This window comes from Rhizobium sophoriradicis, from assembly GCF_025200795.1.
Classification (GTDB): domain Bacteria; phylum Pseudomonadota; class Alphaproteobacteria; order Rhizobiales; family Rhizobiaceae; genus Rhizobium; species Rhizobium sophoriradicis.
The window spans coordinates 1,644,228-1,665,687 of record NZ_CP104152.1 but is presented as its reverse complement, the minus strand read 5'-3'; the positions used below and the strand labels follow the sequence as shown (position 1 = coordinate 1,665,687).

At 60.1% G+C, this 21,460-nt stretch carries 25 protein-coding genes and 1 pseudogene; 8 read left to right on the top strand and 18 right to left on the bottom strand.

Annotated features, from left to right (window positions below):
* Positions 1-49: 49 nt before the first annotated feature.
* The 8 genes from pyrH to N2597_RS08435 form a co-directional block, all read right to left on the bottom strand.
* Positions 50-772: a UMP kinase gene (pyrH, locus tag N2597_RS08470; RefSeq protein ID WP_096771008.1), complete on the bottom strand. Its 723-nt coding sequence runs from the start codon at positions 770-772 to the stop codon at positions 50-52.
* 96 nt (positions 773-868) lie between these two features.
* A complete protein-coding gene (tsf, locus tag N2597_RS08465) occupies positions 869-1,795 on the bottom strand; it encodes a translation elongation factor Ts (protein ID WP_183596406.1) in 927 nt (308 codons plus the stop codon).
* Between the two features lie 239 nt (positions 1,796-2,034).
* Positions 2,035-2,802 carry a 30S ribosomal protein S2 gene (gene rpsB, locus N2597_RS08460; protein WP_008526906.1) on the bottom strand — a complete coding sequence of 256 codons (768 nt, stop codon included), beginning with the start codon at positions 2,800-2,802 and terminating at the stop codon, positions 2,035-2,037.
* Between the two features lie 232 nt (positions 2,803-3,034).
* Positions 3,035-4,141, bottom strand: coding sequence for a type 2 periplasmic-binding domain-containing protein (locus tag N2597_RS08455; protein WP_183596408.1), 1,107 nt, complete (start codon positions 4,139-4,141; stop codon positions 3,035-3,037).
* Positions 4,141-4,758, bottom strand: coding sequence for a 5-bromo-4-chloroindolyl phosphate hydrolysis family protein (locus N2597_RS08450; protein ID WP_183596410.1), 618 nt, complete (start codon positions 4,756-4,758; stop codon positions 4,141-4,143). The genes N2597_RS08455 and N2597_RS08450 overlap by 1 nt, the downstream gene beginning before the upstream one ends.
* Before the next feature lie 7 nt (positions 4,759-4,765).
* On the bottom strand, positions 4,766-6,334 hold the full coding sequence (locus N2597_RS08445; RefSeq protein ID WP_183596707.1) for a substrate-binding domain-containing protein: 1,569 nt from the start codon (positions 6,332-6,334) through the stop codon (positions 4,766-4,768).
* Positions 6,335-6,348: 14 nt separating this feature from the next.
* The gene (locus N2597_RS08440) at positions 6,349-7,425 is read right to left on the bottom strand and encodes a toxic anion resistance protein (protein ID WP_183596411.1); all 1,077 of its coding nucleotides are present in this window, start codon (positions 7,423-7,425) and stop codon (positions 6,349-6,351) included.
* Positions 7,426-7,624: 199 nt separating this feature from the next.
* Complete coding sequence (locus tag N2597_RS08435) at positions 7,625-8,461, bottom strand: cell envelope integrity EipB family protein (protein WP_038688665.1); 837 nt, start codon at positions 8,459-8,461, stop codon at positions 7,625-7,627.
* 136 nt (positions 8,462-8,597) lie between these two features.
* On the opposite strand from N2597_RS08435, the gene N2597_RS08430 reads away from it, so the two are divergent.
* The 4 genes from N2597_RS08430 to N2597_RS08415 all read left to right on the top strand — a co-directional run bounded on the left by N2597_RS08430 (position 8,598) and on the right by N2597_RS08415 (position 11,535).
* Entirely contained in the window at positions 8,598-9,068 is a 471-nt protein-coding gene (locus tag N2597_RS08430; protein ID WP_009986485.1) for a RidA family protein, read from the top strand.
* Positions 9,065-9,784: a glycerophosphodiester phosphodiesterase gene (locus tag N2597_RS08425; protein ID WP_183596413.1), complete on the top strand. Its 720-nt coding sequence runs from the start codon at positions 9,065-9,067 to the stop codon at positions 9,782-9,784. The genes N2597_RS08430 and N2597_RS08425 overlap by 4 nt, the downstream gene beginning before the upstream one ends.
* Before the next feature lie 78 nt (positions 9,785-9,862).
* Positions 9,863-11,053 carry a GNAT family N-acetyltransferase gene (locus tag N2597_RS08420; RefSeq protein WP_183596415.1) on the top strand — a complete coding sequence of 397 codons (1,191 nt, stop codon included), beginning with the start codon at positions 9,863-9,865 and terminating at the stop codon, positions 11,051-11,053.
* Positions 11,054-11,103: 50 nt separating this feature from the next.
* On the top strand, positions 11,104-11,535 hold the full coding sequence (locus N2597_RS08415; RefSeq protein ID WP_009985296.1) for an HIT family protein: 432 nt from the start codon (positions 11,104-11,106) through the stop codon (positions 11,533-11,535).
* 42 nt (positions 11,536-11,577) lie between these two features.
* Here N2597_RS08415 and N2597_RS08410 read toward each other — a convergent pair.
* From N2597_RS08410 to N2597_RS08365, 10 genes and pseudogenes are all read right to left on the bottom strand, one after another.
* Positions 11,578-11,707 (bottom strand): annotated as a pseudogene (locus tag N2597_RS08410) (gfo/Idh/MocA family oxidoreductase); the annotation flags it as partial.
* A 35-nt stretch (positions 11,708-11,742) separates the two neighbouring features.
* Positions 11,743-12,192 carry a type II 3-dehydroquinate dehydratase gene (gene aroQ / locus N2597_RS08405; protein ID WP_038688656.1) on the bottom strand — a complete coding sequence of 150 codons (450 nt, stop codon included), beginning with the start codon at positions 12,190-12,192 and terminating at the stop codon, positions 11,743-11,745.
* A gap of 31 nt (positions 12,193-12,223) precedes the next feature.
* Positions 12,224-12,592: a 5-carboxymethyl-2-hydroxymuconate Delta-isomerase gene (locus N2597_RS08400; RefSeq protein WP_183596417.1), complete on the bottom strand. Its 369-nt coding sequence runs from the start codon at positions 12,590-12,592 to the stop codon at positions 12,224-12,226.
* A 15-nt stretch (positions 12,593-12,607) separates the two neighbouring features.
* Entirely contained in the window at positions 12,608-13,456 is an 849-nt protein-coding gene (locus N2597_RS08395; RefSeq protein WP_010057705.1) for a shikimate dehydrogenase, read from the bottom strand.
* Positions 13,457-13,474: 18 nt separating this feature from the next.
* On the bottom strand, positions 13,475-14,236 hold the full coding sequence (locus N2597_RS08390) for an amino acid ABC transporter ATP-binding protein (protein WP_039623222.1): 762 nt from the start codon (positions 14,234-14,236) through the stop codon (positions 13,475-13,477).
* A 19-nt stretch (positions 14,237-14,255) separates the two neighbouring features.
* Positions 14,256-15,080 carry a transporter substrate-binding domain-containing protein gene (locus N2597_RS08385; RefSeq protein ID WP_183596419.1) on the bottom strand — a complete coding sequence of 275 codons (825 nt, stop codon included), beginning with the start codon at positions 15,078-15,080 and terminating at the stop codon, positions 14,256-14,258.
* A 40-nt stretch (positions 15,081-15,120) separates the two neighbouring features.
* Positions 15,121-15,771, bottom strand: a complete 651-nt coding sequence (locus N2597_RS08380) for an amino acid ABC transporter permease (RefSeq protein ID WP_039619523.1) — start codon at positions 15,769-15,771, stop codon at positions 15,121-15,123.
* A 9-nt stretch (positions 15,772-15,780) separates the two neighbouring features.
* Positions 15,781-16,449 (bottom strand): amino acid ABC transporter permease, encoded by a 669-nt coding sequence (locus N2597_RS08375; RefSeq protein ID WP_039619521.1) that lies wholly within the window; start codon positions 16,447-16,449, stop codon positions 15,781-15,783.
* A gap of 46 nt (positions 16,450-16,495) precedes the next feature.
* Positions 16,496-17,317 (bottom strand): sugar phosphate isomerase/epimerase family protein, encoded by an 822-nt coding sequence (locus N2597_RS08370; protein WP_183596710.1) that lies wholly within the window; start codon positions 17,315-17,317, stop codon positions 16,496-16,498.
* Positions 17,317-18,054 (bottom strand): GntR family transcriptional regulator, encoded by a 738-nt coding sequence (locus N2597_RS08365; RefSeq protein WP_183596421.1) that lies wholly within the window; start codon positions 18,052-18,054, stop codon positions 17,317-17,319. Before N2597_RS08365 ends, N2597_RS08370 begins: the two co-directional genes overlap by 1 nt.
* A 248-nt stretch (positions 18,055-18,302) precedes the next feature.
* Between N2597_RS08365 and N2597_RS08360 the strand changes: the two genes are divergently transcribed.
* Genes N2597_RS08360 through N2597_RS08345 form a run of 4 tightly spaced genes read left to right on the top strand, consistent with a single transcriptional unit; the run spans position 18,303 to position 21,455 of the window.
* On the top strand, positions 18,303-19,196 hold the full coding sequence (locus tag N2597_RS08360) for an intradiol ring-cleavage dioxygenase (RefSeq protein WP_039619514.1): 894 nt from the start codon (positions 18,303-18,305) through the stop codon (positions 19,194-19,196).
* Positions 19,197-19,217: 21 nt separating this feature from the next.
* The gene (gene hpaH, locus N2597_RS08355; protein WP_009983483.1) at positions 19,218-20,000 is read left to right on the top strand and encodes a 2-oxo-hept-4-ene-1,7-dioate hydratase; all 783 of its coding nucleotides are present in this window, start codon (positions 19,218-19,220) and stop codon (positions 19,998-20,000) included.
* Positions 20,001-20,007: 7 nt separating this feature from the next.
* Positions 20,008-20,772 (top strand): 4-hydroxy-2-oxoheptanedioate aldolase, encoded by a 765-nt coding sequence (gene hpaI / locus N2597_RS08350; RefSeq protein WP_183596423.1) that lies wholly within the window; start codon positions 20,008-20,010, stop codon positions 20,770-20,772.
* A gap of 11 nt (positions 20,773-20,783) precedes the next feature.
* Complete coding sequence (locus N2597_RS08345; RefSeq protein WP_038688634.1) at positions 20,784-21,455, top strand: transporter substrate-binding domain-containing protein; 672 nt, start codon at positions 20,784-20,786, stop codon at positions 21,453-21,455.
* Positions 21,456-21,460 lie beyond the last annotated feature (5 nt).

The window sequence follows — 21,460 nt, the reverse complement described above, 5'->3', positions numbered from 1 at the left end:
TGCCGAAAAAGCGTCAGCGGTTTCGGACACCATCATGCTCTAACTATTGTCAATTGTCGGAGACGATGGTCTTGAGGCCACCGCCCGTCAAGATTTGGGCAAAACCGCCCTTCTCGTGAATCGAGAAGACGATGATCGGAATGGAATTCTCCCTGGCGAGCGCCACGGCGGCAACGTCCATCACCGCAAGCCCCCTGTCCAGCACTTCCTGGTGCGTCAGACGATCAAGCCGCGTCGCGTCGGGATATTTCTTCGGATCGGCGGTATAGATGCCGTCGACCTGCGTGCCTTTGAAAATCGCTTGCGCACCCATTTCGGCAGCGCGCAGCGCGGCGGCGGAATCGGTGGTGAAGAAGGGGTTGCCGGTGCCGCCGGCAAAGATCACCACGCGTCCCATCGACAGATGATAGAGGGTCGCGCGCTGCGAAAAGCTCTCGCAGATCTCCGGCATAGAGATGGCCGAAAGTACCACCGTGTCGATGTTGAGCTTGCGCAGCGAGGTCGCCAGCGCCAGCGCGTTGATGATGGTGCCGAGCATGCCCATATGGTCGCCGGTCACCCGGTCGCCGCCCTTGGATGCCACCGCGACACCGCGGAAGATATTGCCGCCACCGACGACGACGCCGACTTCCACGCCCATATGCCTTGCCTCGGCGATATCGGATGCAATGCGGTCCGCCACCGCGACATCGATCCCGAAACCCTGAGCACCCATGAGCGCTTCGCCGGAAGCCTTGAGCAGAACGCGTTTATAGACAGGGTCTAAAGACATCTTGGCTCCTCGTAAATTGCCGTGAATGCCCGATACACGAAGGGCACCGCGTTGTCACGCGATGCCCTTCTTGTTTTCCCAATTATGGCTGGAAGATCAACCCTTGACGGCAGCCGCGACTTCGGCTGCGAAATCGGTTTCTTCCTTCTCGACGCCTTCGCCGAGCAGAAGACGGGCCATGCCGGCAACTTCGATCGGAGCGCCGACGGCCTTTTCAGCTTCCTTGACGGCGGCTGCGACGGTCAGATCAGGATTGATGACGAAAGCCTGCGAGAGAAGGGCGACTTCTTCGAAGAACTTGCGCATGCGGCCTTCCACCATCTTCTCGATGATATTGTCCGGCTTGCCGGAGGCGCGCGACTGCTCGATGAAGACGTTGCGCTCGCGCTCGGCGACGGCGGCATCGACTTCTTCGGGGCGGATCGCCAGCGGCGCGGTCGCGGCAATATGCATGGCGACCTGGCGGCCGATTGCGTTCAGGGCTTCCTTGTCGCCGGTCGACTTCAGCGCGACGAGGACGCCGAGCTTGCCGAGGCCGTCGGAAACGGCATTGTGGATATAGGTGGCAACAACGCCGTCCTCGACGGAGAGAGCGACCGAGCGGCGCAGGTTCATGTTCTCGCCGATCGTTGCGATCGCATCCTTGATCGTGTCGGAAACCGACTTGCCGGATGCCGGGTAGGTCGCGGCCGCAACGTCCTCGACGCTGCCGTTCGTGGAGACGGCGACCTTGGCGATGCCGCGGACGAGATCCTGGAAGGCGTCGTTACGTGCGACGAAGTCGGTTTCGGAGTTGACTTCGACGACGACGGCCTTGGTGCCCTCGCTCGAAACGCCGATGAGACCTTCGGCAGCGGTACGGCCGGACTTCTTGTCGGCCTTGGCGATGCCCTTGGCGCGCAGCCAGTCGATCGCCGCTTCCATGTCGCCATTGGTTTCGGCAAGCGCCTTCTTGCAGTCCATCATGCCTGCGCCGGTCTTTTCGCGCAGTTCCTTCACCATTGCAGCCGTAATCTCGCTCATTATCTTCCTCTTGTCGGTTCAAACGGTGGACCGCAAAGCGCGGCGCGACACCGGATTGAGGCACGAAATGTACCTGTATGTATGACAGCGTGATGAAGACGCGTCATAACGAAAACTTATCTGGCGAACGGCTGACGCCTCCGCCCTGAAACAGGTAAGGCCGCCGAACTTCGATGAGTCGCGAGCGGCCTTCCCAGTCTATGCAAGCTTTGGCGGAGTTTCCGATCCGCCCGCTTTCATCAGCCTTCGGCTGCTTCTTCGAGAGCCGGCTCGACCGGAACTTCGGAGGATGCGCCGAGATCGCGGCCGGAAGAGCTCTGCTGGCGAGCGATACCGTCGATGGCAGCGCGGGAGATCAGCTCGCAGTAAAGAGCGATTGCGCGCGATGCGTCGTCGTTGCCCGGGATCGGATAGTCGATCAGGTCGGGATCGCAGTTCGAGTCGATGATGGCGACAACCGGGATGCCGAGGCGCTTGGCTTCGTCGATCGCGATCTTTTCCTTGTTGGTGTCGATGATGAACATCAGGTCGGGAGTCCCGCCCATATCGCGGATACCGCCGAGAGCCTTGTCGAGCTTTTCACGCTCGCGCTCGAGGTTCAGACGTTCCTTCTTGGTGAAGCCCTGGGCTTCGCCGCCGAGGATTTCATCGAGCTTGCGCAGGCGCTGGATCGAGTTGGAGATCGTCTTCCAGTTCGTCATCATGCCGCCGAGCCAGCGCGAGTTGACGTAGTACTGGGCCGAGCGCTTGGCGCTGTCGGCGATGATCTCGGACGCCTGGCGCTTGGTGCCGACGAAGAGAACGCGGCCGCCGCGAGCAACGGTGTCGCTGACAACCTGCAGGGCGCGCGACAGCATCGGAACGGTCTGTGCCAGGTCGATGATGTGAATGTTATTGCGATCGCCGAAGATATACGGCTTCATCTTCGGGTTCCAGCGGTGCGTCTGGTGGCCGAAGTGGACGCCTGCCTCAAGAAGCTGGCGCATAGAGAAATCGGGCAATGCCATGCCTTTTTGTCCTTTTCCGGTTGAACCTCCGCAAGGCAAACAGCATCCTCTTCGAGGATGCCACCGGGCGGAACAGCCCGGATTTCTCCCGGACGATCCCATGCCTTACGTGTGGAATGCCGGTGCCCATACATCCCGTTTGGCATAAAAGCAAGGAAAACATTCCATTCGGCACAGAAACACGGACTCCGCCGCGCATCCCGACGCTGCCCTGCCCTGCAAATGCCGCCGCTCAGCTCACCAGCGTCGACAGCAGCGACAGCATCACGCCTGCGTCCGGCATCGGCAGAATAGCGTCGACCTCGGCCGGCAACAGGCTGCCGATCGCACTGTCGGCATTGCCGGTCGCAGTGCCCAAGGGACCGCGGAAGCCGTGTCTCGTCCAGGCAAGTTCCTGTAGCCGCGGGCTCACCAGCGCCTCGATCAGTCGGTTGGCGTTTTCGTCGACGACGATCAGCGGATGCGCGGAATAGACGGTCGGTCTGGGATAGAGCACCACCGGCTTCGCGCCCGCGCTCGTCTTGATGCGATCCCAGCGCGTGGGGTCGGCGAGGATCCATTCGACCAGCTGGTTCTCATAGCCGACGATCATCGGCTCGCCGCCAAGGCCGCCGGCCAGATACTGGTCGAAAAGCTTGCCTGACGACGGCGATTTGAAACCCATATTGCGGAAGATCGCCTGCGCCTTGCCGCCGAACGTCGCAAGATCGCTTGCCGTCGCGACATTGCCACTGAAAAGGCTCAGCACCAGCCCCGCGAACATGAAGCCGGAGTTGGAGCGGTTGGGATCGGTCGAGACGATGCGAGCGCGGCCATAGAGCGAATTGACGCCGAGCTTCGACCAGTCGGCGCCAGCGAGGATCGCATCGAGCAGGGCCTTCAGATCGAGCTGATGATGACCTTCGCTGGTCACCGTCACCAAACCCGCCTTCATCAACCCATCGACCACCGGCTGCCAGGAATAGACGACGATCGGCGTATTCAGCACGACGGGGTCGTTGCGGATACCGATGCCGCTCTGCCGGGCGATATCGACCATGATCGAAGAGGACGGCCATAAATATTGCGGATGCTGCGACAGCAGCGCCTGTTCGCGCACCATCTCGACGGAGCCGGCGACGCGGCTGTCCATCGTCAATCCGTATGAACCGAGCGCCCTGACAACTTCGGGGTCGGCGAGGAAGGCCTCCTTCTCACCGCCGACGAAGCCAAACAGCGTCGTGCGGCTGCCCAGCAAGCCCTGCAATTCCGGCCGGTCCCGAACGGCGAAATAACCGCCGGTGCCGACGACACCGGCTCCGAGCAATCCCACTCCAAAGGCGCGACGAGAAAGGGCCATCAGCGTCCGATATCCTCTTTGTGCGATGCCTGGATGAGGCGCAGGTCGGTGTCGAGCGTGCCGAGTTCCTCGTCGACGAGACTATCGGCATAATGAACGAAAGCCTCTTCGAGCTTCACCAGAACGCCGCGCACCTCCCCCAACTGCTTCGGGTCGGGAACGCGCTTGGCTTCGATCACGGCAAACCCCTCCGCCACCTCGGCGGCGCGCGGCAGATAATAGGAGAGAAACCGGCGAACGGCGTTGGCGCTTTCGGGCTTGGCCTCGACCTTGCGAAAGACATCGGCGGCGATTTCGGCAAGGTGCCGGACGGCGGCTGCAGCCGGCTTGTCGCCGATCGCATCGGCGGCAGTCTCCAGCCTTTCAGCAAAGGGAACGGCCGCCTCCAAGAGGTCGCGGGCAAAAGCGACGCGCCCGCTGCCGATGCGCTTGAAATCGAGACCTTCGAACAGCCGACGCGGCGCCAGCAGAAACACGAGCCCGACAAAGACCAGAAGGGCGATGATGGCGGCAATCCAGAAGGGCATGCCGGCGGCAAAACTCAACAGCGGCACGGTGATGGCCGCCGCCAGTCCCGCCACGATCCAGTTGCCGTCATTGCCGAGCCAGTTACGCATGCCTGTCCTAATTATAACCGCGCGCGGTGCGGAAGGCGGTGGCGAGATCCGAACCACCGTCGAACACACGCGCCGAGGTCTGCTTGGCAAGACTGTCAAGCTGGGTCTTGTCGGCGTCGCCGAATGTGATGCCGAAGATCGGTACACGCGGCTCGATCGCGTTCCACTCGCTCATGAAGGCCCGGCTTTGATCATCGGACCTGCCGTCGGTCATGATGACGATGGCCGGCAGATACGTCGAGAGCCGGTCGGTTCTGGCGATCTGCTGCAGCGCCCGTTCGGCGCAGGCATACATGTTGGTGCCGCCGTTGGCCTTCTGCCGGGAAATCTCGTTCAGCAGTCCTTCCTGCTCCAGCGGATTTCCACTTGCCATGAAGGTGTTGCGCACGCGGCCGTCGAAAGGGATGACGATGATCTGGTCGGCCGGCGACCATTGCACCAGCACTTTGCTCGCTTCGTCCGGTGTCAGCAGGAATCGCATAGCCTTCTGCAGCTGGTCCTCGCCGTCGCCCTGCATCGAGCCGGAAAAGTCGAGGCAGAGCGCGGTCAGGGACGGCTTGCGCAACGCCGCCTGATAAAGGTTGAGCGCCTGGCGGATGACGCCCGGCTCCGGCATACGGATCGCCGTCACCAGCCGGCTCGGATCGAAATTCGAGTTTGGTTCCGGCTTCGCGGCGACGTCGGTTAACGGGATGCGCCGGCCGGTATCAGCAATGCGCTGTTGCACGGGGCCTGAGCGGAGATAGGCGAGCAGATCGTTGAAGAAGGTCTGGACTTCGGGCCCGCGGCCATGATCGACGAAGCCGATCGGCGAATCCGCCATAGCCACGCCATCGGCCGGATAGATCGCGTAAAGCGGCTCCTGCGACAGGGCGGCAAGCTTGTCGTTGGTTTCCTTCAGCACCGCCTCGTAATTCCACATCGCGTCGTAGAGCGTGCCCTTGCCGGCAGAATCGACATAGAGATCGGCAAGCCAACCGGAAGAGCCGGACGAGCGCACGACACCCGACAGCAGCGACCGGACGCTCTCCTGGACTGCTCTGTCGTCGAGATCACCGGGTTCGATCACAGGCTTATTGCCGAGCGCGCTCGACAGCATGGAGAGATAGGCGCTGGCGCCGGAATTGGATTGCGTCGCCGAAGTCATCAGGAATTTCAGCGATCCGCTTTCGACGGCAGCAAGAATGTCCTTCATGAAGACATCCCTGCCGATCCAGCCGAGCTGCTCGGCCTTCGACCGGCGCACGCCCAAGACCACCGGCGTCTGGGCGATCGAGGTCAGGCTCTTGACGCGGCGTTTGGTGTCGAACATGTCCACCCAGACGCTCGAGGCCGGCCAGACCGCATCCTGGGCGACACCCTGGTCGCTCTGCAGCGCTAGGCCGATATCGAGCGTGCCTTCGTATTTGAAGGTGCAGGTGGCATTCTTCTGCTTGCAGAATTCCTCGACGATTGGCTGCAGGACGGTATTCTCCGATCCCGACACGATCGAGAACTCCGGCCCCTGGCCGAAGGGATTGCAGCCGGCAAGGGGGAGAGCGGCAAGAAGTGCCAGGCCTGAAAGCAGCGCTCGCATCGTCATCCTGTCGATCACGCCTGAGTCATCGCCTTCTTAAGCTCGCTCGTCATCTGCTCCATCTGCTGTTCGGCGAGCGCCCGCTTCCGACGCCCCTCCTCCTGAACCCGAAGCACGCCTGATATCGTATCGATCAGATCCTTGTTCGCCTTGGCGAGCGTGTCGATATCGACGATGCCGCGCTGCGACTGCTGCTCGATTGATATCGCCTGGTCCTTCATCATCTCGGATGCCTGGCGGATCATGTCGTTGGTGGCGTCGGTCACCGCCTTCTGCAGCTCGAGCGCCGATTTCTGCCGCGTCAGGCCGAGCAGGATCACCATCTTCTGCTTCCAGGCCGGCACCGTCAGCGCCGAAGTCGCCTGCAGGTTCTCGATCAGCGTCTCGTCACCCGCTTGGACGATGCGAATTTGCGGCAGTTGCTGAATGCCGAGCTGGCGCGCCTGCTGCAGGTAGAACACCCGCTTTTCCAGCCGGTCGAGCGCCTGCAGACTGTCCTGATAGGTCTGCGCCTCCAGCATGCCGCCGCCGGGGCCGGTTGCGGCCGCTTCGGCCTGCGCTTTCAACCTCGGCAGCTCGGTGCTGCGAAAACGCTCGGCGAAAGTCTTGCCGGCCTGCACATAGGCTTCGAGCCGCATGATCGACTGCCGGGTTTCCTCATGCAGGTCGTCGAGCAGCGCGATGTCGCGCCGCAGCGTATCCTTGTGACGGTCGAGCTCCAGGCCGATCCGGTCGACCTGGCCGGCCACGTCCTCGAACTCCGCCTTGAACCGTTCGAGCCGGGCCTTGGCGGAAAGAAATATGCGGCTGAGGAAACCCTTGTCCTTCAGCGACGCCGGATCGAGGCCTTTCGACTTGAGGATGATATCGCTCAAGAGTCGGCCGATCTCGCCGAGATCCTTGTTGCGGACCTCGCGCAGGATCCTGTCGGCATAGTCGCTGACCGCCTGCTGGGCTCGGTCGCCATAGACCGAGATGCCGGCGCGGTCGGTGATGTTGATCGTATCGGAAATGCGGGCAATTTCCGCTGGATCGGCGGCGACGACCGGCAGGGCGGCGTTTTGAACAGTCGCGAGATCGGTATCGGCCATGAGGCAGGGCTTTCCAGGCTTGCGGCAGGAATCGTCTGGAGGCCCATCTTCGCAACAAACAGGCCTCATCGCGATGGACTGGCCGCTGGGATCGCATCGACCCGGTGAGCAGGACGATAGAAGGCGACTCAATCATCGCTGGTCCCGACACAATAATGAACTTTATGCTGCAGATTTATGACAGTGGACAAGCCGCAGTTTACTGACAAGCCTCGGCCTTGCGCTCAAGCAGTTCCAGCTTGGCCAGCTTGCCGGTCAGGACGAAATCGCCGTAATCCATCGTCAGGTCGCGGGTGATGCCGTTCTCATAAAGCTTGAAGGACATGCGATAGACCGGCAGCGCATCCGATTTCGCATTCTCGTTGAAATAGGCGATCGTCACCGGCCAGAACGCGGTCTTCGAGAAGGCGCCGGCATTGCCGGCATCGGCCTCCTCGGCAACCGGCGTCTGCTGCTTGCCGACGATCGTCGTCGTCACCAGCGCCTTGTCGCCGTCATCGGAACCGTCGAAAACGCGCGCCTCGAAGAAGCGCTTGCCGTCCTTGGCGTTCTGGATCACATCAAGCATGTGTTCGGTGGGAAAGCGGCTTTCGGCCAGTTGCAACTCGCGGCTCGCCGGCTGCTTGAGATCGACCTTGACGCCATCAGGCTGGTCCTGAGCGGCGCCGTTGACCTCCTTGTCGAGCTGGTCGTCGGTGAAGGATTTGGTGTCGAAGGTGAACTTGCCGTCCTTCAGGTTCTCGAAGGTCGTCGTCTGCTGGTCGCTGACGCGCACGCTGTCGCCGGTGTCGATTTGCGTCACGAAGCGGAAATTGGTGGTGAAGCCCTGGCAATAGCTGCCGTCGAACTCGTAGACCATGCGGCCGTACATGCCGGCGATGCCGGAGCGGTCCGAAGCGTCCTTCAATTCCAGATCGTAGACGGCGCGATGGGCGATGAGGCCGGTCGCGGCCGCAGCGCTTGCCGCAGGCGCGCCCGCCCATGCATTGGCGGATACGCTGGCAAGAAGCAGAGCGGCAAGCGACGATCGGAACATTCATTCACTCCTGTTGGACTCGGCCGCAATGTTATATGAACTCTTTCGGCCAAATCGAGGCTCGAAGCTGTCATAATAAAGATTCTAGTCTTGATGCATAATTTTTGAAACATTGACAACAAAAGCGGAGACGAAAATGTCCGATGAAATTGCTGCGCGCCTGACTGAGATGGGGATAACCCTGCCCGAAGCCGCAGCCCCAGCCGCAAATTACGTTCCCTATGTCATCAGCGGCAATCTTCTCTACATCTCCGGCCAGCTGCCGCTCGAAGGCGGCAAGGTCGCCGTCGCCGGCCATCTCGGCAAGACGGTTGATGTTGCAAGCGGTCAACGCGGCGCCGAACTCTGCGCCATCAACATCCTCGCTCAGGCCAAGGCCGCACTTGGCGGCGATCTCGGCCGCATCCGCCGGGTGATCAAGCTGAACGGCTTCGTCGCCTCGGCGCCCGACTTCGTCGAGCAGCATCTCGTCATCAACGGCGCTTCGAACCTGATTGCCGGCGTGCTCGGCGAGGCCGGCAAACATGCGCGTGCCGCCGTCGGCATGGCAGCCCTGCCGCTGAACGCCGCCGTCGAGATCGACGCTATCATGGAAATCACAGAATGACCAATGCAGACTGGATCAAGGACGTGCCGGTCGCCCATCGCGGCTTTCACGACCTCAATAAGCTCGTCTGGGAAAATACGCTTTCGGCTTTTTCGCGCGCCGTCGAAGCGGGCTTTGCGATCGAATGTGATCTGCATTACGCCTCCGACGGCGTGCCGGTCATTTTTCATGACGAGGACCTGCAGCGACTGTGCAGTCTCACCGGCGACGTTCGCGAGCGCACCTCCCGGGAGCTTGGACTGATCGCCGTCGGCGGCACCAGCGACAAGGTGCCGACGCTCAGCCAGCTTCTCGATCTCGTCCAGGGCAAGGTGCCGCTGGTACTGGAGCTGAAGGGCCGCGAGGCCGATGACGAAGGGTTTGCCGAATCTGTTCTCGAAGTGCTGGAAGGCTATGAAGGCAAGGTGGCGCTGATGAGCTTCGACCATTGGCTGCTGCGCGATCTGAAGGCGCTTGGCCCCCCTTACCCGCTCGGGCTGACCGCCATCGGCAACACACGGGAGGAGTTCGCAACCCACGCCCAGGCGATGGAGATCGGTCTCGATTTCATCTCCTACTATTACGACGACCTGCCGAATGCCTTCATATCAGGCGAACGCGAAAAGGGCATTCCCGTCATCACCTGGACGGTCCGCGACGAAGAGGCGCGCCAGCGGACCTTCGCCAACGCAGACCAAATGACCTTCGAAGGGTTCGATCCGCGTGCGGCGGTTTGAGGCTCGCTTTTTGGCCAAGATCATGCGCAGACTGAAGCAAAGCCGAGACCATCTTCCCACAGGCTTCGCATCTGCTCCATGACCGATGAATTATCCATTCGCGTAGAACGCTCCTTCACCGCGATTTCCCCGGAGAGCTGGTCCAGGCTTTCCGGGGCATCGAAGAGCGCCACCACGATCGCTTACAATCCCTTCGTCTCGCACGCCTTTTTGTCGTCGCTGGAAGAATCGGGTTCGGCCACTGCCGAGACCGGCTGGCTCGGCCATCACCTGCTGCTCGAGACCGATCGCGGCGAACTGATCGGCGCCCTGCCCGCCTACCTCAAGAATCACAGCCAGGGCGAATATGTCTTCGACCATGGCTGGGCCGATGCTTTCGAGCGGGCCGGCGGGCGCTATTATCCCAAACTTCAATGCTCTATCCCATTCACTCCTGCGACGGGCCCGCGGCTTCTCGTCACCGAGGGGCTGCAACGGCTGCCGATCCAGAGTGCGATCGCCGAAAGCCTGAAGGAGGTCGTGCGCCGGCTCGGCATCTCCTCGGCCCATGTCACCTTCGTGCCTGATGAAGAGATCGGCGTCTTCGAGATGGACGGCTATCTGCACCGCACCGACCAGCAGTTCCATTTTATCAATGACGGCTATGCCAATCACGAGGAATTCCTCGAAACGCTCGCTTCGCGCAAACGCAAAGCGTTGCGCAAGGAGCGCCGTGTCGCGCTGGAGAACGGCATCAGCATCGACTGGCTGACCGGCCGCGACCTGACCGAACGCATCTGGGACCAGTTTTTCAAATTCTACATGGATACGGGTGGGCGCAAATGGGGCCGGCCCTATCTCACCCGCAAATTTTACTCACTGATCGGCGAGCGCATGGCCGACGACATCCTGCTCGTCATGGCCAAGCGCGACGGGCGCTATATCGCCGGCGCGATCAACTTCATCGGCGGCGATACGCTCTACGGCCGTCACTGGGGCTGCATCGAGGACCATCCCTTCCTGCATTTCGAGGTCTGCTATCACCAGGCGATCGATTTTGCCCTTACGAAAGGGTTGAAGCGGGTCGAGGCCGGCGCCCAGGGCGAACACAAGCTCGCCCGCGGCTACCTGCCGGTGACGACGCATTCGGCCCATTATGTCGCCCATGCCGGCCTTCGTCGGGCGATCGGCGATTATCTCGCCCGCGAGCGCGCCGATGTCGAACAGATGGGCGAGCTGCTGGCCGAGCACAGCCCCTTCCGCAAGGGCGAGCGCCAGCAGGAGGATTGACGTTGCCCTGCCGGCCGCGTTACCCCAACCAGAAAAGAGGAGATTTCGCGATGACCAAGCCGGCCGCCTATGACGACAACAACATCTTCGCCAAGATCCTGCGCGGCGAAATTCCCTCGCACCGTATCTATGAGGATCAGCATGCGGTCGCCTTCATGGATGTGATGCCGCAGGCGCCGGGCCATGTGCTCGTCGTCCCGAAGGCGCCTTCCCGCAATATCCTCGATGCCGATCCCGCCACCCTCGCCCATGCCATCACCGTCGTCCAGAAGGTCGCCAAGGCGCTCGAAGAGGTCTTCGATGCCGATGGTGTGTTTATCGCCCAATTCAACGAACCGGCCGCCGGGCAGACGGTGTTTCATCTGCATTTCCACGTCATTCCCCGCCATGAAGGCGTGGCGCTCAAGCCGCATTCCGGCAAGATGGAGGACGGCGCGGTGCTTGCCGCCAACGCCGAGAAAATCAGGGCAGCTCTGGCATAGGTATCACGTGACGTGCTTCAGGGCAGCGCAACGCGCTTAAGCGATGAGGATCCCGGCTGTCTCCTCGACGGTGTTTCCGCGCATTGCGTTGGAGCCGCGCCTGGACGGCCGCGATATCCCCCAACAGGTAGCGAAGATCGTCGATGTCGTGGATGAGGTTTAGGAAGACCGGCCGACCGCTCGTTTGAACCGGTCGACCATTTTGCGCTAGTCGTTCTTCGGGGTCTTCAGCATTGTCGCGACGCGGCGGATACCGAGCTGGTAGCCTTCCGTCCCAAGGCCGGCGATTACGCCGTCTGCCCGATGGGAGACAAAGGAGTGATGGCGGAAGCTTTCGCGCTTATGCACGTTGGAGATATGGATCTCGATGACGGGACCTTCGAACGTATTCAGAGCGTCGAGGATGGCAAGCGACGTGTGCGTGAATGCAGCTGGGTTGATCACGATCCCGGCTCCATTCTCACGCGCTTCATGGATCCAGTCGATGATTTCGTATTCGCGGTTGCTCTGGTGGAAGCGGAGCTCGTGTCCGAGTTCCGATGCCAGCCTCCGACAGGACGCCTCGACGTCGGCCAGTGTCTCGTGGCCGTAGATGTGGGGCTGGCGCTTGCCCAGTAGGTTGAGGTTTGGGCCGTTCAAAACATAGATCAGGCTCATTGCAATTACCCTTGTGAAAGCACCGACGAGTTCAGGCGAGTGCTACTTCCTGGAATGCGAAATTCGGATCGGATTCGTAGAGATCGGCGCGAAGCCCAAGCCGCCCTTCCTGCAGTGCGGGTGCTGCGACATTCTGAGCGGCGTCGAGAACCGCTTTCAGCAGTTCTCGCTTGGTCTCCGCCGGCAGTCCGGGAGCCACACGCACAATTATTTGAATGAAGTGATTGTCGGCATGTTCGTCACCGACGCAGGAGAAAGTCGCTTCCCTGGCGAATGTACGAACTATAGTAGGCTTTACCAGTCCCCCGTCGCGGACTCGGCGATGCACTGCTCTGGTCAGCTCGTCGATAACGACGCGCTCGGCAGCGCCCCGGCTATAATCAATGATGATATGCGGCATCGCATGTCCTCCAGCTCAGCACAACTCTTCAAAATGACGCGACATTCGTTCCGCGTCCGGCTGCACGCTGGTGAACAATTCGAACGCCGCGGCGGCCTGAAATACCGTCATTCCACCACCGGGCAGCGTTCTGCAGCCCTTCTTCTCGGCCAAAGCCAGAAGTTCGGTCACGACGGGCATGTAGACAATATCGGCCACCCAGTGACGCGACTGAAGCGCTTCCGGGTCGATCGGAATGCCAGGATGGCTTCGCATACCCGTCGGCGTGGCGTGGATCAGCCCGTCGGCCGAAGCGAGCGTGGCCCTGACATCCCTGATCGCCTGCGCGCACCTTTTTGAGAAGCGCTGATTGAGCTGATCGGCAAGCGTGGCGGCGCGATTTGCGTCCTGATCGAAGATCGAAAGCAGCTCGATTCCCAGCTTGATGGCTGCGTGCGCGACTGCGACCCCCGCGCCCCCTGCGCCAAGCAGAACCGCATGCGTTTTGGCAACATCGGGCAATCCAAGCTCGAAATTCTTATAGAAGCCATACCAATCGGTGTTGTGCCCAATCCGCTTTCCATTGCGAAGCACGACCGTGTTGACTGCACCGAGCATCCGGGCATCTTCCGACAGATCGGTAAGGTGAGCGATGACGGTCTGCTTGCACGGGTGAGTGATGTTGCTTCCCGCAAAGCCCCGGCGTTCGATCTCGTCGAGAAGGTCTGGCAGCGCAGATGCAGGGAGACCACGCTCGGCCAGATCGAGAAGCTCGTACCGATATTCCAGTCCAAGCTGACATGCTTCGGTCTCATGGAGAGCGGGCGACTTCGACATCTGAATGTCCGCTCCGATCAGCCCGACATGAAATTTCCTGTTGTCCATTTTGATAGCTCTACCGGATCAGTGGTGGGCAAGTATTTCGCCGAGAAACGCCTTGGTGCGCTCGTGCCGAGGAGACTTGAAGAAAATCTCCGGTTGAGCCTCTTCGATGATCTCACCGGAGGCCATGAAGATGACCCTATCTGCGACCTGGCGGGCGAAGCCCATTTCATGGGTCACACAGATCATGGTCATGCCGTCGCGTGCGAGCCCGATCATCGTATCCAGCACTTCCTTGACCATCTCAGGGTCAAGCGCGCTCGTGGGCTCATCGAACAGCATCACTTTCGGCTCCATGCAGAGCGCACGCGCGATCGCGACGCGCTGCTGCTGGCCTCCGGAAAGCTGGGCGGGATATTTTGCCGCCTGATCAAGAATCCTGACACGCTCCAGATATTTTCGTGCCAGTCGTTCGGCGTCGGCGCGGCTGGTGCCGCGAACGCGCATGGGCGCTAGCGTGCAGTTCTGAAGTACGGTCATGTGAGGGAACAAATTGAAACTCTGGAACACCATGCCCACTTCGCGTCGGATCGTGTCGACAGCCTTGGTGCTGCCATCCAGCAGCTGTCCCTCGACGACGATCTTCCCGTCCTGGACCGTTTCAAGCGCGTTGATGCAGCGGATCAAAGTAGATTTGCCAGAACCCGATGGGCCGCAAAGGACGATCTTCTCGCCTTTGCGAACCGACAGGCTGACGTTTTTCAGAGCATGGAAGGAGCCGTACCATTTCTCCAGCTTCTCGAGTGAAATCAACGTCGACTGATCGTTTGAAGAATTGAGCACGGCGCCCTCCATCTATGCTTTACTTGACAGTGAACGGGATGTTGGGGATGGATTCGGGGAATGTCGGAAGGTCGATGCCCATCCACTTCTTGGTGATGGCCGCCAGCTCCCCGCTTGCCTTGATCTTGTCGATGAAGCTGTTGGCGGCTTCGTTCCAGTCCCTCTCGCCAAGGCGAGTTCCGACGCCGTTATAGGTCTTCAGGAAGTCGATCTTACGCTCGTAAGTCCCGGCGCTGGCCGTATCGAGCCTCTGTCCGTAGAACTGGTTGCCGCCGACAGCCTTTACCTGTCCCGAGATGAGAGCCTGGATAGTGGCGGCGTCATCGTCGAAGCGGCGGATCGTTGCAGTCGATCCTACGGCGTCCGTCACAGCCTTATCCTGCGAGCTCGACTTCGGCACACCGATCTCCCAGCCAGCTACATCGGCCGGCGCCTTTGCGGCATTGGCCTTCGCGGCATAGAGCGAGATTGTGTTCGCCGCATACGGCTTGCTGTACTGGATCGATTTGGCGCGCTCCTCGGTCATGGCCATTGTGGCGAACAGGATATCCACCTTCCCCGTCGTCAGCGCCGGAATTCGGTTGGCGACGGCGAGCGGCTGGAACTCGACCTTCACGCCGAGTTCCTTGGCGAACAGCGTTGCGATATCTGCGTCGAAGCCGTCCTGCTTGCCGCTCGTATTCACAAAGCCCCATGGTGCGTTGTCGCCTTGGATGCCGACGACGAGAGTGCCTTTGGCTTTGATCTCTTCGACCGTGGCGGCCGATGCGGCGGCAGCGCCGATGTTGGCGAAAGCGGCCGTCGCAAAAGCGATCCCCAGAAATTTCCTACGGTTGATCTGCATTGCTTATTCCTCCTCTTTGGTTTTGCTTCGAACGAAGCGGTTAGCGGACTGCTTTCGCCATCCGTTTTTCGAGGCCGCTTCCAAGGTGCGACAGCGGCCAGCAAATGATGAAATAGATCACGCCGACGACCCCGAAGACGAGGAGCGGCCGGTAGGTCTGGTTCGAGATAATCTGTCCAGCTCGGGTCAGCTCGATGAAGCCGACGATCGCCGCAAGCGAGGTTCCTTTGATGAGCTGGACAAGGAAGCCGATGGTCGCAGGCATGGAGATTTTCAGGGCTTGCGGAAGGATGACGTCCCTCATCCGCGATACGTAGTGGAGGCCGAGCGCGTTTGCGGCTTCGCTCTGACCTTTCGGAACGGCTTCGATGGAGCCGCGCCAGATCTCGCCGAGGAAGGCACTCGCATGAAGAGTGAAGGCAATAGCCACCGCGAGCCAGGCATTGACATCAATGCCGAGCAGCGCCACGCCGTAGTACACGACGAAAAGTTGCATCAGGAGCGGCGTGCCCTGGAAGAGTGCGATGTAGCCCGAAGTCGCGATGCGCGCGGTCCGATTTCTCGATGTGCGCGCCAGGGCGATCAATATCCCGAACACGCCTCCACCTACAAAGCCGATGATCGCTAGCAGTACGGTCCATTTGAGGCCCTGCAAGATGAAGAGAAATTCGTTTTCGCCGATGGGACTCATAAGTGCCTCCTATCGCGTCGGGTAATTGAACTGGTGGCGGGAAATGAGGGCGAACATACCCATCATCAGGGTCGAAATGACGAGGTAGATGGCTGTTACGGTGAAGTAGACCTCGAAGCTGCGGAACGTATCGGATTCGATTCTCTGCGCCGCCGATGTCAGCTCGTAGGCTGCGATCGAGGTGCAGACGGAGGTCGTGAGGGTCAGCATCACGAACTGACTTGTGAGCGACGGGTAGATTGCCCGCAGAGCCGGCTTCAGCACGATCAACCGGAAGACGTCGCCCTTATGGAGGCCAAGCGCGAAGCCTGCCTCGATCTGACCTTTGCTGATGCTCTCGACGCCGCCCCTGATGATCTCGATCGCGTATGCACCGCCGTTGATGCCCAGCGCGATGATCGCGGTGACGGTCGGGTTTAGGCGTATCCCCATCAAGGGAAGCGCGAAGTAGATGAAGAAAATCTGCACGAGGAAAGGCGTGTTCCGGACGACTTCAACGAACCCGATGACGAGAGCTCGAACGAGCGGAATCTTGGACGTTCTGGCGGCAACGCCGAGAACGCCGATTAGGAGCGCGAGGAGCATTCCGGCCAGCGCCAGCCCCATCGTACCGAGCGAACCCCAAAGCAACTCCGGGGCGCGGTCAAAGACCGCACCAAAATCGAACGTATAACCCATGTATGATTTCCTCCTCCCCGTGCGGAAAATTTGCACCCGCGCCGGACTATCGATCCGGTCTGACCATTCTTTCCGCGCAGTTGAAAAGATGTTTAAGGTGGACCTCCGGCGCCATGGATCCGACCAGAGGCACCTCCACCGAGATGGAAGCGGCGGTGCCGACCACAGCAACCAAATCCCTCAGCGGCAGCTCCCCCTCGCCTGGAGGCAGTCGGCCGCTTCGTGCTTCCGCGATCATTTCCTCCGGCTTTGTCGGCGCCGGGCCGGCTACGTCGCATATTTGAACATGTTTCACTTTGTCGAGGTTGGCCCGCAACTCTGCCAGAGCCGCGCCGTTCCTGAAAAAATGGATGCCATCGACGAGAACGCCGGCATTCTCGATCCCCGCCCCTCTCACGAGATCAATGCTGTCTTCAAAGGCTTTGACCACCCGCCAGCCCATGTTTTCGATGTCGACCGCCAAGCCGTACCGTCCCGCGAGAACGCAGAAATCCGAAAAGTTCGATAACAGTCTGGCATGATCCTGATCGTCACCACAGACGCTGAGCCGACGCGCTCCAATGTTGGCAGCAGCGGCGAGGGTCGACTCCACTGACGACGCGTCGAAAGAGGGATCGATGACGAAGAACTCGATGTCGAAGACCTCTACTTCTTCACCGGCAAGCACAGCCTTCAACTCTCCGGCTGCTGCGCTACCGACAGGCAGTTCATAGTACGGCGCACCGGGAAAGGCTGGGTGGAGCCTGAGGCCGATCCTGGAGAAACCTGCGCGTCCGGCTATCTTTGCGAACTCCGCAGGGGGCAGCATTATAGACGAGAAGTGCGCGACGCCGATCGGGAGCGTCGCTCTTGGTCTTGAGGCGGCCATCATGCGACGCCTTTCGTCGCAAGATGGTTGCGAAGATTGGTTCCGGTGCGGTGGATGTGCTGTCGCAGCTTCTCGCAAGCATATTCAACGTCGCGCGCCACGGCGCCCTGCGCAATCTCGCTGTGTTCCTGACCTACATTGCGGTCCCCGGATGTGCGGACAAGGAAGGCGCGGCGGTATCGGTCGTTCAGATTCAGCAGAAGATTGCAAAAGTGAAGAAGCAGGGGCTTGCCACAGCCCGAGATCAAGGTGAGGTGGAATTCGCGGTGCAGCGCTTCCCAGTGCTCCAGGGTTTCGGGACGGGCGGCATCGCGCTCAGAGCGGTTCAAACGATGGAGCGCACGCATGATGTTGCCCTCCCACTCGACGTCGCCGACGCGAATAGATTCGCGTAGCGCGAAGACCTCGAGCTCCTCCCGAAGTGTCGTAACTTCTTCGAGATTGGCAAGCGAGATCGGGGCGACGCGATAGCCTCGATTGTCCTGAAACTCAACCAAGCCGTCGGAAATGAGTCGGGCCAGGCCTTCGCGCAACGGGCTCAGGCTGACGTTGAACGTCTTTCGCGCCCTGTCGAGATTGATCTTGCTGCCCGCCTCCAGTTCCCCAGAAATGATGGCCTCTCGAAGACGCGAAGCCAGCTGGCTGCCGATGGTGTTTTTTCCATCATCGGCAAAAGCAGCGGACGGCGCGTCTTCTTCTGTCAGTGCGCCACGGGCGCCGTCGTCGCTCGAGTCCATCTCTCCTCCCAGACAATCAAAACTTTCGATGATCGATATAATAAACGATTATTTATGTCAACTTTCCCCTAAGAAAAGCTCCCCGACTCCCACAAATCGGTTCACGATTAGTAGAAATATTATTCATAATCAATAAGTTAATTCTGCTTTACCGGTCAGCCAGACAAACTTGGCGGTTAAGACGCACTTACTCAGCTTGACAAATAATCGATTATTTCAATACTGGAGCGCCATGAGGAGGTGGCAGCATGCCAATCAGAACCGAGAGCGAGTTGACGCCTGCCGTCCTCGCCGTGATGAACCGCACCGAGGATCCGAGACTGCGCGAAATACTCGTCGCAATGGTGAAGCATCTCCACGCGTTCGTACGGGAGGTCAGGCTTTCGGAAGCTGAATTCCGCGAGGCCACAGCGGTCCTCAACGAAATTGGCCAATTGCAGACTAATAGCCACAACGAGTTCGTGCTGATGGCAGGATCGCTCGGCGTCTCTTCGCTCGTCTGCCTGCTCAATAACGGTGACAAGGGGCAGACGGAGACGTCGCAATCGTTGCTCGGACCATTCTGGCGGCTTAACTCCCCGCGGGTCGAGAACGGCGGAACCATCATCCGGTCCGAGACTCCAGGCACGCCTTTGTTCGTCCACGCGAAGGTGATTGATCGGGACGGCAAGCCTATAGCAGGCGCCGAGGTCGACGTGTGGCATGCGTCGCCTGTCGGTCTTTACGAAAACCAGGATCCCGATCAGGCAGAAATGAATCTCCGTGGCAAGCTCACCACGAACGAAGAAGGCCGCTTCTGGTTCAGAACGGTCAAGATGGTTGGTTATCCTATCCCCGTCGACGGGGTCGTGGGCCGCCTTCTCAAGGCGCAAGGCCGTCACCCCTATCGCCCCGCCCACCTCCATGCACTCATTTTCAAGCACGGGTACAAGACACTCATCTCCCAGGTCTTCGACCCGAGCGATCCAAATATCGACTCCGACGTGCAGTTTGGCGTGACCGCGGCGCTGACGGGCGACTTTGTCCGGCATGAAGAGCCGCACCCGTCCTACTCAGACGTCGCAGGCCCGTGGTTCTCGCTCGATTACACCTATGTCATGGAGCGGGGCGAGGCCGCCCTGCCGCGCCCTCCGATCAAATAACGAAACCAGCAGAGCCAAATCATGATCACGGAAAAGGAACGCCAGGAGGCAGCCGACGCGCTGCTGAGGGCCGAAGTCGAACGCAAGCCAATCATCCAGCCAAGCAAGACATACCCGAACCTGGAACTCGAAGACGCCTACAATATACAAGCGCTCTGGGCGCAGGCGCGGGTTGCGAAAGGTGCACGGATCGTCGGCCACAAGATCGGACTGACGTCGCGGGCAATGCAGATGGCCTCGAAGATGACGGAGCCCGATTACGGCGTCATTCTCGACGACGCTCTCTTCAATGATGGAGCGCAGATCAAAGCGGATCTGTTCATCAAACCTCGTCTCGAAGTCGAACTCGCATTCGTAATGGGCGAGGATCTTGAAGGTCCAAGCACCCGTATCTATGACGTGATGAGGGCGACCGAATTTGTCGTTCCAGCTCTCGAAATCATCGACTATCGAACCGAAGTGCCAAGAGCGATCACCGACACGATCGCCGACAACGCGGCTTTCGGAGCGATCGTCGTGGGTGGTCGTATCGTCCGGCCGATGGATATCGATATCCGCTGGGTCGGCGCGACGCTTTCGAAAAATGGCATCATCGAGGAGTCTGGCGTTTCCGCAGCCATCATGGGGCATCCAGCCGCCGGAATCGCATGGCTCGTGAACAAGCTCCATGCTGTCGGAGGTGGCTTGAAGAAGGGCCAGATCGTTCTTGCCGGTTCGTTCACCCGCCCCGTGGATATCGCCAAGGGCGATGTCATCCAGGCTGATTACGGGCCGGTCGGCTCCATCGGCGTTTCGTTCGTGTGAGGCGGCGATGGAACTCCCCGTCAATCACTTTAAGCGGAATCTTATGGCTGGGCAAAGCCAGATCGGTCTATGGTGCGGCCTTCCGGGAAGCTACGCAGCGGAAATCGTGGCGCCGGCAGGCTTCGACTGGTTGCTGTTCGACACCGAGCACTCTCCCAGCGACGTCCTCACCGTCCTGCCCCAATTGCAGGCGGTCGCGCCCTACAGCGTTTCTCCCGTCGTACGCCCTGCCTTCAATGACCCTGTGCTGATCAAACGGTTCCTGGACATTGGCGTGCAGACGCTGCTCGTTCCGTATGTGCAGAATGAAGAGGAGGCGATGGCCGCCGTAGCAGCCATTCGGTATCCGCCGCGCGGGATTCGCGGTGTCTCCGCCTTGACGCGTGCCACGCGCTTCGGGCGCGTTTTGAACTACGCACAGGTCGCGGAGCAGGAGATATGCTTGCTTCTTCAAATCGAGACCCGGGAAGCGCTCGATCATCTCGAGTCCATCGCCGCTGTCGAAGGAGTGGACGGCATCTTCATCGGCCCGGCTGATCTCGCGGCGAGCTTTGGCCATCCTGGTCAACCGGGCCACCCGGAAGTGACTGTGGCGATCGAGGACGCGATAAAGCGCTTGAAGGCGCTTGGAAAGCCGACGGGCATACTCACCCCCGACGAGAAGTTCGCAGCCCGCTGCATTTCGCTGGGGACGCTGTTTACCGCAGTCGGTGTAGATGTCGCCCTACTCGCAAGAGGATCCGAAGCGCTCGCGGCCAGGTTCGCATCTTAGGGAGTGCGAAGATGTCGACGCGGAAGCAGATTTTGGCTGAGATAGCGCCGACCGGCGCTATCAGGGCCGCCATCAATATGTCAAATGCGGCGTTGGTCCGATGGGACGATGAGGCGGGCGCCCTGGTCGGTCCGAGCGCCCAGATAGCCCACGAGATTGCCGAACAATTGGATTGCGGCCTCTCTCTAATCCAGTACGGCTCGGCTGCCGACATACTTGCCAATGCCGACGGCGACGAATGGGACATCGCTTTCATTGCCTCGGATCCATCAAGAGCCGACCGCTTCTCCTTCTCACCTCCATACATCTCCGTCAAAGCGACCTATCTCGTGCCTGACAGTTCGTCATTCCGGCGTGTCCAAGATATTGACGTCGAAGGAGTCCAGATCGCCTCTGCAAGGAGTGCAGCCTATACGAAGCAGCTCGAACGAATCCTTCAAAGAGCTTCAGTCTCCTACACCGATAGCCCTGCAACGGCCATCAATCTGCTTGTCGAATCGCAGTGCGCTGCGGCTGCTGGACTGACCGAGTATCTCATCCAAACTTCGGAAAGAATTTCAGGCTTCCGGCTCGTGGAAGGAACATTCTCCGAAATCCCCCAGACGATCGCCGTGCATAAGCGATCCGTTCATGCCTCAGCCTTTTTCGCAGATTTCGTACGCGATTTTACAGTGCGCCCTTAGCTAGC